The following is a 12,426-nucleotide window of genomic DNA, read 5'->3' on the forward strand; positions in this document are numbered from 1 at the left end:
AGGCGTGAGCCGCCGGGCTGGTGCTGGCAGGCCGCCTCGTGGCAAGGTAGCGTCAGACGATAGCAAGAGGGTGTGTGATGAGCATTTACGAACAGGATTGCTACACCCATCAGGGCCAGCCCTTCAATCTGCGTGCGCTGCGCGGCCAGGTGCTGTTGGTGGTCAACGTCGCCAGCCAGTGTGGCTTTACGCCCCAGCTCAAGGAGCTGGAAAGCCTTTACCAACGCTACCGTGACCGTGGCTTTACCGTGCTGGGTTTTCCCTGCAACCAGTTTGGGCGGCAGTCGCCCGAAAGCGCCGAAGCATTCTGCACCTTCGGGGAGCAGCAGTTCGGGGTCAGCTTTCCGCTCATGGAGAAGGTGAACGTCAACGGGGGCAACGCGCATCCGCTCTTTACGCTGCTCAAGCAGGGAGCGCCAGGCGTGCTGGGCACGCGGGCCATCAAGTGGAACTTCACCAAGTTTCTGGTCGCCAGAGACGGGCAAGTGCTGGCGCGTTTTGGCCCACGAGACCATGGCCCGCGCCTGCGCCTGGCCGTGGAGGCGGCGCTGGACAAAGCGTGAAGGGGCTAGAGCTCGCCCCGGCTGACCATCAGCCGCTGCATCAGGTCGTTCCAGCGATGGCGTACCATCATGGTGGTCAAGCCCGAAAACAGCGCCCAGGTTTTGCGCCGCCAACCCTTCAGGCGCAGGTTGTGATTGACCAGCTGCTTCATCAGCTTATAGTCATCGAACTTGCGCCACTCGCTGGCCACCGACAGCTGATGGCGTGACAGCACCGGGGCCAGCTCGATACGGAACACCCACTCGAGCTCCTTGAGCGGTAGCCCGTGCTGTTCGATGACCTCGATCATGCGGGCGTAGTCGCGCTCGGTGGGTTCGCGGTCCAGCCAAAGCGGGGCGAGCGCCAACCAGAGGTCGCCGCGTTCATCGACTAGCTGCTGTGCATTCATCATGGTTCTCATCGGCAGGAAGTGGGCAGGGCGCTATCCTGCCGTGAATCCCCCATAACCTCAAGAGCGGACAGGGCGCGCCGAGCCCGCTAGAATAGCGCCTACTGGCAAGTGAGCACGAGGGTGCTCCGATGATACTCATCCGATGAAGGGGTCCAATGTGATCATTAAACCGAAAGTTCGGGGCTTTATCTGCACCACTACTCATCCCAAAGGCTGCGAACAGAACGTTCTCGAACAGATCGAAGCGACCCGCGCCCGTGGTTTGGACAAGCACCAGGGCCCGAAGAAAGTGCTGGTGATCGGGGCTTCCAGCGGCTACGGCCTGGCGGCGCGTATCACGGCGGCCTTCGGCTACGGTGCCGATACCTTGGGCGTGTTCTTCGAAAAGCCCGGCAGCGAGAAGAAGCCCGGCACGGCGGGCTGGTACAACAGCGCGGCCTTCGACAAGTTTGCCAAGCAGGAAGGGCTGTACAGCAAGTCCATCAACGGCGATGCGTTCTCCCATGAAGCCCGCGAGAAAGCCATCGAGCTGATCAAGCAGGACATGGGCGAGATCGACCTGGTGGTTTACTCACTGGCCTCGCCGGTGCGCAAGATGCCCGATACCGGCGAGCTCAAGCGCTCCAGCCTGAAGCCCATCGGTGAGACCTACCGCGCCACGGCCATCGATACCAACAAGGACGTGATCATCGAAGCCGAGGTGGAGCCGGCGACGCAGCAGGAGATCGACGACACCATCACCGTGATGGGCGGCGAAGACTGGGAGCTGTGGATGAGCGCTCTGGCAGACGCAGGCGTGCTGGCCAAAGGTGCCCGCAGCGTGGCGTTCAGCTATATCGGCACCGAAATCACCTGGCCGATCTACTGGCACGGTGCCCTGGGGAAAGCCAAGGAAGACCTGGACCGCGCAGCGGCGGCCATCGATGCCAAGCTGCAAGAGAGCGGCGGTGGTGCCAACGTGGCGGTGCTGAAATCCGTCGTTACCCAGGCCAGCGCGGCGATTCCGGTGATGCCGCTGTACATCGCCATGGTGTACCGCATCATGAAAGAGCAGGGCCTGCACGAAGGCACCATCGACCAGTTGAACCGTCTGTTCGGCGAGCGCCTCTACTCGGGCCAGCCCGGTGAGATGGCCACCGACGAGCAGGGCCGTCTGCGTCTGGACGACTGGGAGCTGCGTGACGACGTTCAAAAAGCCTGTCAGGACCTGTGGCCAAACGTCACCACCGAGAACCTGTTCGACATTACCGACTATGCTGGTTACAAGCATGAGTTCCTGAAGCTGTTTGGCTTCGAGCGTGACGATGTGGACTACGATGCCGATGTGAACCCCGATGTGGCGTTCGATGTCGTAACCTTGTAACGCTTGGGGCGACGGAGTGAACGCCGCGCTGTTTCATCTAACCGGTCAGGACGAGGTGGAGTATGGATACCAGAGAGAGCAAGACCCCGGAAGAAGAGAAAGAGCACGTACTGAACCAGCGGTTGCCCGAAGATTTCGACAAGGCGGCGCCGCATAAACAGCCGGAGGCCAAGAAGCCCCCCAGTGGCATGCACAAGCTGCTGCCCGTGGTGATCATTGGCCTGGGCCTGGTGGTGGCGGCCTTTGTGATCTTTGGCATGGGCAACAGCGGCGGTTGACGCAGCACCTTCGTTTGCCGGGCCAGTGGCCCGGCAATTTGCATTTATGCGCCGTGTTTTTGTTCCTGCGGTCATGGCGCTGCCTTCCGCGCCGCAATTGGGTAAGATGACGTTTGATTTGAACACGTTATCTCGACAGCCAGCGGCGGTTTCCATGCAGTGCCTCTCACCTTGTCACACCTTCACATGCCCACTCGGCCGTTGACGCCTTCCCCCGATCAGCGTCGGCGGGTTGCCTTTGTGCTGCTTCCCGGGTTTTCGCTATTGGCCCATGCCAGCGCCATCGAGCCACTGCAGATGGCCAATCAGCTCAGTGGTCAGATGCTGTATCACACGGTGACGCTCAGCCTGGATGACGAGCCCGTGCGCAGTGCATCGCAGCTTTCGCTGCTGGCCCAGCACCCGTTGGAAGCCGCTCTTGGGCCGTTGGACATGCTGCTGGTCTGTGCACCGACACCGCTACCCTACGTACTGCCCGCCAGGCTTCACGAGTGGCTGCGCGGTCATCAGGGCAGGGGCGTTGCGCTAGGCGGCCTGGCGGGGGGCACCGAAGTGCTGGCCCGCTGCGGGCTGCTGGAAGGCTATCGCGCGACGCTGCCCTGGCAGCGCTTCGACGCATTTGCCCAGGCGTACCCCCAGGTCACGCTTTCCCAGCAGCTGTTCGAGATCGACCGTGACCGTCTGACCTGCGCGGGCGGCACTGCCGCCATGGACATGATGCTGACGCTGATCGGCAAGCATCACGGCCCCCGGCTGGCTGAACAGGTCTCGGAGCAGTTCGTGTGCGATCGCATTCGCCTTGCCGATGAGCGCCAGCACGTACCGCTGCGCCACCGCCTGGGTCACGCCCCGCAAAGCCTGGTGGATGCGGTCACGCTGATGGAAGCCAATATCGAAGAGCCGCTTTCGACCCTGGAGCTGGCCGAACACCTGGGCATTTCCCGGCGTCAGTTGGAGCGGCTGTTCAAGAAGTTCCTGCAGGCGGTGCCCAGCCGTTATTATCTGGACTTGCGGCTGCAGGAAGCCCGCAAACAGCTCAGAGAGAGCGACCGTCCCGTGGGCGACATTGCCCTGATGACCGGTTTCTCCTCGGGCGCGCACTTTTCCACCGCCTACCGTAACCACTTTGGGATCACCCCGCGGGAAGAGCGGCTGGGGTAGGCGCAGCTTTTCATAATTTAGCGTCCCAATCGTGAAAGCAGGGCGGCCACCGCCCCTCGTATACTGATGTCATCGCTGACTCCACCGGAGGATTTGTTTCATGAGCCACACCCCAAGTCGCCAGGATTTCGACCACTACATGATGCCCAACTACTCACCGCAACAGAGCATTCCGGTGCGTGGTGAAGGCAGCCGCCTGTGGGATCAGCAAGGCCGTGAATACATCGATTTTGCCGGGGGGATTGCGGTGAACTCGCTGGGCCACTGCCACCCGGTACTGGTCAATGCACTGAAAGAGCAGGGCGAGAAGCTCTGGCACTTGTCCAACGTGTTCACCAACGAGCCTGCGCTCAAGCTGGCCAAGACGCTCACCGAGCGCACCTTCGCCGACAAGGTATTCCTGTGCTCTTCCGGCGGTGAAGCCAACGAGGCGGCACTGAAGCTGGCGCGCCGCTGGGCGGTGGATCACCACGGCGAGCACAAGGACAAGATCATCTCGTTCTACCAGTCTTTCCATGGCCGCACCTTCTTCACCGTGAGCGTGGGCGGGCAGCCAAAATACTCCCAGGGCTTTGGCCCGGTGCCCGGCGGTATTCTGCACGCCAACTTCAACGACCTGGAGAGCGTGCGCAAGCTGGTGGGCGATGACACCTGCGCCATCATGGTCGAGCCCATGCAGGGGGAGGGCGGCATCGTGCCTGCCACCCAGGAGTTCCTGCAGGGCCTGCGCGATCTGTGCGACGAGCACAACGCGCTGCTGATTTTCGATGAAGTGCAAACCGGCGTTGGCCGCAGCGGCGAGCTGTACGCCTACAAGAACTTCGGTATCACTCCGGACATTCTCACCAGCGCCAAGTCGCTGGGCGGTGGCTTCCCGATCGGTGCCACCTTGACCACCGACGCCATTGCCAAGTCGCTGGTGATCGGTACCCATGGCTCCACTTACGGCGGCAACGCGCTGGCATCGGCGGTGGCCCTGGCGGCGGTCGAGTTCATCGACACCCCCGAAGTGCTGCAAGGGGTCAAGCAGCGTCACGACCTGTTCCGTGAGCACCTGGAAACCATCAACCGCAAGCACGGCGTGTTCAAGGAAATCCGCGGCATGGGGTTGTTGATGGGCGCACAGATGTCCGATGCCTTTGAAGGTCGCGCCAAGGATATCCTGCCGCTGGCCATGGAAGAGGGCGTGATGGCGCTGATCGCAGGTCCCAATGTGCTGCGCATGGCGCCGTCGCTGGTGATCCCCGAGGCCGACATCGCCGAAGGCATGGCGCGTCTCGAACGAGCCATCGAGCGCCTTGTTGCCAGCGCATGAGCAGGCCGCAAGCGTTACCAGAAGGAGCGTTGAGCATGCTGGTTATCCGTCCGGTCACTCTGGCTGACCTGCCTGCCCTGGAACAGCTGGCCGAGCACGCCGTTCCTCGGCTGACCAACCTGCCTGCCAACCGTGAGCGGTTAGAGGAGCGCATCCTGCGCTCCCAGGAGGCGTTTGGCAGCGAGGTCGATTTTCCGGGTAACGAGCAGTACATGTTCGTGCTGGCGGACGATCATCGTCATGAGGTACTCGGTACCGCCACCATCCGCGCCCAGGCGGGGGCCGCCGAAGCCTACTATACCTACCGCCAGGAGACGCTGATCCACGCCTCCCAGCAGCTCAACGTGCGCCGGGAAGTACAGACCCTGGCGCTGTCCCACGAAGTCTCGGACGCCACGCTGCTCTGTGCGCTGTCGCTCAACCCGCGTTACAAGGGCACCAGCGCCGAGAGCCTGCTGCGGCGGGCGCGGCTGATGTTCATTGCCCAGTACCCGGAGCGCTTCTCGCGGATTCTCGCCGTGGCGTTTCCGGGCTACCTGGATCGTCAGAATGAATCACCCTTCTGGGAGAGCGTGGGCCGCCACTTCTTTGCCCGCGGTTTCCAGGAGATGAACCACATGGCCGGGGTGCGCTCGAAAAGCTTCATTGCCGAGGTGATGCCCCAGTTTCCGCTCTACCTGCCGCTATTGACGCCGCCCGCCAGGGCAGCCATTGGCCGTGAACATCCGGCCCATGAAGCGGCGCTGGCGGAAATGCTGGCGGAAGGCTTCGTCCGTTCCCGGCATGTGGATATCTTCGATGCCGGGCCCATCGTCAAGGCCGAGCGCGAACGGCTGGAAACCTGTCGTCGTGCCGCCTGGCACCCGGTGCGGGTGCGCCCGGAGCATGCCTTGCCGGATGCCGAACCGGCGATGATCGCCAACCAGACGCTGAGCGATTTTCGCTGCATCGTGGCGCGCTATGCGCTTTCGCCCACCGGGCAGCTGATGCTTTCCCCGCAGCATGCACAGCGCCTGGGGGTGGAAGAGGGGCGTGCCGTATTGGCGGCACCGTTAGCCCTGCCCAGCGCCGTCGATGCGCTCGATGAAGGAGAGATGTAATGCGCATTCGCCCCATTGCCCGTGATGATCTGGATGGGCTCCAGGCGCTGGCGCAGCAGGCAGGCGTTGGCTTTACCTCGCTGCCGGATAACCGTGAGTTCCTGGCGGGCAAGATCGACGCCGCCGCCCGTGCGTTCGAAGAGCGCACGCCAGTGGACGACCGGCTCTACTTTTTTGTACTGGAAGATGAGGCCAACGGCGAACTGGCAGGCTGCTGCGCCATTGAAGGTCAGGTGGGTCGTGAAGTGCCGTTCTACAACTATCGGCTTGGCACCCTGGCCCACTCTTCGGTACAGCTCGACCTGCATCGCACCATCGACACGCTGTTTTTGAGCTCGGACCATACCGGCGATGCCGAGGTGTGCTCGCTGTTCCTGCGCCCGGAGTACCGTGGCGAGGCCAACAAGCATTTGCGCAACGGTGCGCTGCTTTCCAAGGCGCGCTGGCTGTTCATGGCTCAGTTCCGCGACCGTTTTCCCGAGAAGGTGCTCGCCGAAATGCGCGGCGTGTTCGATGAAAACAACGTCAGCCCGTTCTGGCAAAGCCTGGGCAAGCACTTCTTCCCCATGGATTTCAGCGAGGCAGACCGGCTGACTGGCCTGGGGCAGAAAAGCTTCATTGGCGAGCTGATGCCCAAGTTTCCCATTTACACCACGTTCATGTCGGAAGAGGCGCGGGCCTGTATTGGTCAGGTACATCGCCACACCCGCCCGGCGCTGGAGATGCTCAAGAAAGAGGGGCTGCGCTGGGAAGGCTACATCGACATCTTCGACGGCGGCCCCACGGTGGAAGCCTATGTCGATGATGTGCGGGCGATCCGCAATTCACGCTGCTATCAGGTGGAGGTGTCGCCCGACGCTGCCGCAGAAAGCGTCAGCCGCTGGCTGGCGGCCACCACCCAGATGCAGCACTTTACCGCTGGCTGGATTGGCCGAGGCCCCGCCGACGAAAGCACCGTCGTCCTGACCCCTCAGGAGGCCGAGCGGCTGGGCGTCGCCACGGGCGACACGCTGCGTCTGCTGGAAACCTGATCTGCCCACGTACCCGACTACCCGGCTCAGCAAAGGAGAGCGTCATGCATAACCCGAACGCACGCACCCCGCGTATGCCCGCCCAACAGCAGCAGTTGATCGATGGGGCCTGGGTGGTCGGCGAGGCCGCCCCCGTGACCAAGCACGACCCCGTGGCAGGCACGCTGCTCTGGCAAGGTGCTTCGGCGTCGCAGCCCCAGGTGGGGCGAGCAGTCGAGGCCGCCAGGGCCGCCTTCCCCGGTTGGGCGCGCACTCCCTTTGCCGAGCGTCAGGCGCTGGTGGAGCGGTTCGTCGAGGTGCTCAAGGCGCGCCAGGAAGACCTGGCCGTGGCGATTGCCGCAGAAACCGGCAAGCCGCTATGGGAAGCGCGTACCGAAGTCGGAGCCATGGTGGGCAAGGTGGCGCTCTCCATCAAGGCGTACCACGAGCGCACCGGCGAACGTGAAAAAGAGGTGGGTACCGCCAAGGCGGTCCTGCGCCACCGGCCCCACGGGGTGATGGCCGTGTTCGGCCCCTATAACTTCCCTGGGCACCTGCCCAACGGCCACATGGTGCCCGCGCTGTTGGCGGGTAACACGGTGGTGTTCAAGCCCAGCGACCAGACCCCGCTCACCGCGGATTTGACCCTGCAGTGCTGGCTGGAAGCCGGCTTGCCCGCCGGGGTGATCAACCTGGTACAAGGCGGCGTGGCCGTGGGGCAGGCGCTCTCTGCCCACCCGGGTATCGATGGCCTGCTGTTTACCGGCAGCGCCAAAGTGGGCGGCCTGTTGCAGCAGCAGTTTGCCGGGCAGCTGGATAAAATCCTCGCCCTGGAGCTCGGGGGCAACAACCCGCTGGTAGTCAAGGAGGTGGATGATCAGCGCGCAGCCGTCCTGACCATTTTGCAGTCGGCGTTTCTTTCCGGCGGCCAGCGCTGCACCTGCGCCCGTCGTCTGATGATTCCCCAGGGGGAGGCGGGAGATCGTCTCATCGACGCACTCTCCGAGGCGATTGCCAAGCTGCACGTGGCCGGGCAGTTCGACGAGGAGCCCGCGCCATTCTATGGCGGCCTGGTGAGCGTGGCCGCGGCCGATGGCCTGCTCAAGGCGCAGGACGAACTGGAAGCCATGGGCGGCACGGTGATCAACCGTATGCAGCGCCTGGCAGAGAACACCAGCCTGCTCAGCCCCGCGCTGATCGACGTGACCGGCCTGGAGGTGCCCGATGAAGAGCACTTTGGCCCGCTGCTGAAAATCCATCGCTATGCCGATTGGGACGAGGCGCTGGCACTGGCCAACGACACCCGCTACGGCCTTTCGGCGGGGCTGATCGGCGGCGAACAGGCGGATTGGGACGACTTCCTGCTGCGTATTCGCGCAGGCATCGTGAACTGGAACCGCCAGACCACGGGGGCATCGGGTGATGCGCCCTTCGGCGGCGTAGGCGATAGCGGCAATCACCGCCCCAGCGCTTTTTATGCCGCCGACTACTGCGCCTACCCCGTTGCCTCCATGGAAGCCGACAGTCTGGAAATGCCGGAAACCCTGCCACCGGGAGTCACTCTATGAGCGTCCACAGCATTCGGGAAGTCAACTTCGACGGCCTGGTCGGGCTGACCCACAACTACTCGGGACTGGCCCACGGTAACATGGCCTCCATGAGCCACGGGGGCCTGGTTTCCAACCCCCGAGAGGGCGCGCTGCAGGGGCTGGCCAAGATGAAGTCGCTGATGGATGCAGGCTACGCCCAGGGCGTTCTGCCCCCGCAGCAGCGGCCGGACCTGGGCGCGCTGCGCGACTTGGGCTTCAGCGGCAGCAACCGAGATATCCTCGCTCGAGCGGCGCAGCAAGCGCCACAGCTGCTGCGGGCGGTGTGCTCGGCTTCCAGCATGTGGACCGCCAACGCGGGCACCATTACGCCTGGCGTGGATGCGCCGGATGGTCGGGTACACTTTACCCCGGCCAACCTGCAGTCGAGCTTCCACCGCTACCTGGAGCCGCGCACCACGGGGCGCGTACTCCAGGCGATTTTCCGCGATGAGCAGCACTTCGCCCACCACCCGGTGCTGCCCGCCACTCCCGCGTTTTCCGATGAAGGGGCGGCTAACCATACCCGGTTGTGCGGTGAGTACGGCGAGCCCGGCGTGCACCTGTTCGTGTATGGTCGCCAGGCGTTTGGCGGCGGGCGCAGCGAGCCCAAGCGCTATCCCGCCCGGCAAACGCTGGAAGCCAGCCAGGCGGTGGCTCGCCAGCACGGGCTAAGCGACGCCCAGACCGTGTTCGCCCAGCAGCACCCGGAGGCCATCGATGCGGGCGTGTTCCACAACGATGTGATTGCCGTGGGCAACGGCCCGGTGCTGCTCTACCACGAAATGGCGTTTCTGGACGAGGCGCGGACCCTGGACGAGCTACGCGCCAAAATGAGTACGCCGCTGATTCCCATTCGGGTCTCGGCGGAAGCGGTGAGCATGGAAGACGCGGTGGCGTCGTACCTGTTCAACTCCCAGCTGCTTTCCAACCCGGATGGCACCATGACCCTGGTGGTGCCCAGCGAGTGTCAGGAGCGGGAGGCCGTGTGGCGCACGCTGCAGGACTTCATCCTGGCAGGCAATAACCCCATTGGCGAAGTGATCGTCAAGGACGTGAAGCAGAGCATGCGCAACGGCGGCGGCCCCGCCTGCCTGCGCCTGCGCGTGGTGCTCAGCGACGCCGAGCGCGCAGCCCTCAGCGGTCGCGTGCTGCTCGACGATGCGCTCTATAACGACCTCACCGCCTGGGTGAGCCGCCACTACCGCGACCGCCTCACCACCGATGACCTGGCCGACCCGCAGCTCGCCACGGAAGTCCTCACCGCGCTGGATGAGCTGACGCAGCTGCTGAACATTGGCTCGGTGTACCCGTTTCAACAGGGGTAAGCGCCCTGCCAAACAGCTCATCATGAGGCTTTCTCATGATGAGTTGAATTAATGTCGCTTTTCATTCATGTGGTGGGTCTGGCATAAAGAACACATCCTCTTCGATGACGTGGCGCTAACGCCCGTGTATCGAAACGTCAAACATGGCATCGAGCGCTGAGCTGCATTGCGGCGCCGTCGCCAATCTCGACCAACAGGGTGTTTGTTCGCGATGAGCTACGACTTTACCTTCGATATCAAGAGCGTCCGGTTCGACGAAAACTACCGTCCTGCCGAGAGCACGCGTACCACGACCAACTTCGCCAATCTGGCGAGAGGCGAGCGCTGCCAGGAAAACCTGCGCAATGCGCTGACAATGATCAACAACCGGTTCAATACCCTGGCGCACTGGGATAACCCCAGGGCGGATCGCTACGCCGTCGAGCTGGATATCATCACCGGCGAGCTGAACATGGCAAACGCGAGCGATGCCTTCCCCGCGATTGAAATGCTGAAGACGACCATCATCGATCAGCATCTCGACAAGCGCATCGAAGGCATGATGGGGAACAACTTCTCTTCCTACGTTCGCGACTACGACTTCAGCGTGTGGCTGGCCGAGCATAATCAGGAGCGCTCGGAGTTTGGCATCCCGGAAGGGTTTGGCGACCTGCATGGCAAGCTGTTCAAGCGTTTCATTCATTCCGACGCCTACCGCGCATCGTTCAGCAAGGCGCCGGTCATCTGCCTGAGCGTGTCCCACAGCAAGGTGTATCGTCAGACGGAAAATTGCCACCCCGTGCTGGGCGTCGAGTACGTCAACGACGAGCCGTCGCTCACGGATTTCTACTTCGCCAAGATGGGCCTGCAGGTGCGCTACTTCATGCCGCCCCATAGCGTGGCGCCATTGGCGTTCTATTTCTCCGGCGACCTGCTGGCCGATTACACCGACCTTGAACTGATCAGCGCCATCAGCACCATGGAGACGTTTCAGAAGATTTACCGCCCCGAGATCTATAACGCCAATTCGGCGGCAGGCAAGCTCTATCAGCCTAGCCTGAAGCACCAGGACTACTCGCTGACGCGCATCGTGTACGACCGTGAAGAGCGCAGCCAACTGGCCATCGAGCAGGGGCGCTTTACCGAGCAGTATTTCATCAAGCCCTTCCGCCAAATACTCGACAAGTGGTCGGCCGATTACGCCCTTTGATCCCCTCATCATGAAGGTTTTTTCTTATGAAGACACTGTTGCCCACCTCGACCGCCGGTAGTTTGCCCAAGCCCGCCTGGCTGGCCGAGCCCGAGACGCTCTGGTCCCCCTGGAAACTGCAGGGCGACGAGCTGGCGGAAGGCAAGCAGGATGCGCTGCGGGCGTGCCTGCACGATCAGCGTCAGGCAGGCATCGACATCGTCAGCGACGGCGAGCAAACTCGCCAGCACTTCGTGACGACGTTCATCGAGCACCTCGATGGTGTCGATTTCGAGCAGCGCAAGACGGTCAAGATCCGTGATCGCTACGAGGCCAGCGTGCCTTCGGTGGTAGGCCCTGTCTCGCGGGAAAAACCGGTCTTCGTCGACGATGCCAAATTCCTGCGCCAGCAGACCGACCAGCCCATCAAGTGGGCGCTGCCAGGCCCCATGACCATGGTCGACACCCTCTATGACGGCCACTACAAGAGCCGTGAAAAACTCGCCTGGGAATTTGCCAAGATCCTCAACCAGGAAGCCCGTGATCTGGCGGCGGCGGGGGTAGACATCATTCAGTTCGATGAGCCCGCCTTCAATGTGTTCTTCGATGAGGTGAACGACTGGGGCATCGCCGCCCTGGAAAAAGCCATCGAAGGCGTCACCTGCGAGACCGGCGTGCATATCTGCTACGGCTACGGCATCAAGGCCAACACCGATTGGAAGAAGACGCTGGGGTCCGAGTGGCGCCAGTACGAGGAAATCTTCCCCAAACTGCAGGCCTCGAACATCGACATCGTCTCGCTGGAGTGCCAGAACTCCCACGTGCCCATGGAGCTGATCGAGCTGATTCGTGGCAAGAAGGTGATGGTCGGAGCCATCGACGTGGCCACCCACACCGTCGAAACCTCGGAACAAGTCGCCGATACCCTGCGCAAGGCACTACGTTTTGTGGACGCCGACAAGCTCTACCCCTGCACCAACTGCGGCATGACGCCCCTGCCGCGCAAAGTGGCGCAAGGCAAGCTGAAGGCATTGAGCGCAGGTGCCGACATCGTGCGCCAGGAGCTCTCTCGATAACAGGCTCCTCGATAACAGGCTCTTGGATAACTAGTCTCGATAGCCTTGCCCGATAAACAGGCCAAATCCTTATCGAAACACCCGTG

At 62.7% G+C, this 12,426-nt stretch carries 12 protein-coding genes; 11 read left to right on the plus strand and 1 reads right to left on the minus strand.

Going from position 1 to position 12,426, the window contains the following annotated elements:
• Positions 1-77: 77 nt before the first annotated feature.
• On the plus strand, positions 78-563 hold the full coding sequence (locus tag IE091_RS01595) for a glutathione peroxidase (RefSeq protein ID WP_016916405.1): 486 nt from the start codon (positions 78-80) through the stop codon (positions 561-563).
• A 5-nt stretch (positions 564-568) separates the two neighbouring features.
• Here the strand turns inward: IE091_RS01595 and IE091_RS01600 are convergent, their stop codons facing one another.
• Entirely contained in the window at positions 569-952 is a 384-nt protein-coding gene (locus tag IE091_RS01600; protein WP_039175751.1) for a DUF7079 family protein, read from the minus strand.
• Between the two features lie 160 nt (positions 953-1,112).
• Here IE091_RS01600 and fabV point away from each other — a divergent pair, with 160 nt between their 5' ends.
• The 10 genes from fabV (at position 1,113) to IE091_RS01650 (ending at position 12,340) form a co-directional block, all read left to right on the plus strand.
• On the plus strand, positions 1,113-2,318 hold the full coding sequence (gene fabV / locus IE091_RS01605; protein ID WP_026002006.1) for an enoyl-ACP reductase FabV: 1,206 nt from the start codon (positions 1,113-1,115) through the stop codon (positions 2,316-2,318).
• Between the two features lie 62 nt (positions 2,319-2,380).
• Positions 2,381-2,596 (plus strand): hypothetical protein, encoded by a 216-nt coding sequence (locus IE091_RS01610; RefSeq protein ID WP_039175752.1) that lies wholly within the window; start codon positions 2,381-2,383, stop codon positions 2,594-2,596.
• A gap of 186 nt (positions 2,597-2,782) precedes the next feature.
• Complete coding sequence (locus tag IE091_RS01615; RefSeq protein WP_189462657.1) at positions 2,783-3,757, plus strand: GlxA family transcriptional regulator; 975 nt, start codon at positions 2,783-2,785, stop codon at positions 3,755-3,757.
• Between the two features lie 100 nt (positions 3,758-3,857).
• Positions 3,858-5,072: an aspartate aminotransferase family protein gene (locus IE091_RS01620; protein ID WP_039175754.1), complete on the plus strand. Its 1,215-nt coding sequence runs from the start codon at positions 3,858-3,860 to the stop codon at positions 5,070-5,072.
• Between the two features lie 35 nt (positions 5,073-5,107).
• Positions 5,108-6,172, plus strand: coding sequence for an arginine N-succinyltransferase (locus tag IE091_RS01625; protein WP_081139043.1), 1,065 nt, complete (start codon positions 5,108-5,110; stop codon positions 6,170-6,172).
• Positions 6,172-7,203: an arginine N-succinyltransferase gene (astA, locus tag IE091_RS01630; protein ID WP_189462637.1), complete on the plus strand. Its 1,032-nt coding sequence runs from the start codon at positions 6,172-6,174 to the stop codon at positions 7,201-7,203. The genes IE091_RS01625 and astA overlap by 1 nt, the downstream gene beginning before the upstream one ends.
• 74 nt (positions 7,204-7,277) lie before the next feature.
• Positions 7,278-8,750 (plus strand): succinylglutamate-semialdehyde dehydrogenase, encoded by a 1,473-nt coding sequence (gene astD / locus IE091_RS01635; protein WP_189462658.1) that lies wholly within the window; start codon positions 7,278-7,280, stop codon positions 8,748-8,750.
• A complete protein-coding gene (gene astB / locus IE091_RS01640) occupies positions 8,747-10,096 on the plus strand; it encodes an N-succinylarginine dihydrolase (RefSeq protein ID WP_189462638.1) in 1,350 nt (449 codons plus the stop codon). Before astD ends, astB begins: the two co-directional genes overlap by 4 nt.
• A 211-nt stretch (positions 10,097-10,307) precedes the next feature.
• Entirely contained in the window at positions 10,308-11,285 is a 978-nt protein-coding gene (locus IE091_RS01645; protein WP_189462639.1) for a DUF1852 domain-containing protein, read from the plus strand.
• A 26-nt stretch (positions 11,286-11,311) separates the two neighbouring features.
• Complete coding sequence (locus tag IE091_RS01650; RefSeq protein ID WP_189462640.1) at positions 11,312-12,340, plus strand: methionine synthase; 1,029 nt, start codon at positions 11,312-11,314, stop codon at positions 12,338-12,340.
• Positions 12,341-12,426: the final 86 nt, after the last annotated feature.

The sequence above is a fragment of the Vreelandella hamiltonii genome (assembly GCF_014651775.1).
In the GTDB taxonomy this organism is placed as follows: Bacteria; Pseudomonadota; Gammaproteobacteria; order Pseudomonadales; family Halomonadaceae; genus Vreelandella; species Vreelandella hamiltonii.

What these genes read in the sequence shown, in the direction of transcription:
- astB (WP_189462638.1), top strand. Translation starts at nt 8,747, where the DNA reads ATGAGCGTCCACAGCATTCGGGAAGTCAACTTCGACGGCCTGGTCGGG.
- IE091_RS01650 (WP_189462640.1), top strand. Translation starts at nt 11,312, where the DNA reads ATGAAGACACTGTTGCCCACCTCGACCGCCGGTAGTTTGCCCAAGCCC.
- IE091_RS01620 (WP_039175754.1), top strand. Translation starts at nt 3,858, where the DNA reads ATGAGCCACACCCCAAGTCGCCAGGATTTCGACCACTACATGATGCCC.
- IE091_RS01615 (WP_189462657.1), top strand. Translation starts at nt 2,783, where the DNA reads ATGCCCACTCGGCCGTTGACGCCTTCCCCCGATCAGCGTCGGCGGGTT.
- astA (WP_189462637.1), top strand. Translation starts at nt 6,172, where the DNA reads ATGCGCATTCGCCCCATTGCCCGTGATGATCTGGATGGGCTCCAGGCG.
- IE091_RS01600 (WP_039175751.1), bottom strand. Translation starts at nt 952, where the DNA reads ATGAATGCACAGCAGCTAGTCGATGAACGCGGCGACCTCTGGTTGGCG.
- IE091_RS01595 (WP_016916405.1), top strand. Translation starts at nt 78, where the DNA reads ATGAGCATTTACGAACAGGATTGCTACACCCATCAGGGCCAGCCCTTC.
- IE091_RS01610 (WP_039175752.1), top strand. Translation starts at nt 2,381, where the DNA reads ATGGATACCAGAGAGAGCAAGACCCCGGAAGAAGAGAAAGAGCACGTA.
- IE091_RS01625 (WP_081139043.1), top strand. Translation starts at nt 5,108, where the DNA reads ATGCTGGTTATCCGTCCGGTCACTCTGGCTGACCTGCCTGCCCTGGAA.
- astD (WP_189462658.1), top strand. Translation starts at nt 7,278, where the DNA reads ATGCCCGCCCAACAGCAGCAGTTGATCGATGGGGCCTGGGTGGTCGGC.
- IE091_RS01645 (WP_189462639.1), top strand. Translation starts at nt 10,308, where the DNA reads ATGAGCTACGACTTTACCTTCGATATCAAGAGCGTCCGGTTCGACGAA.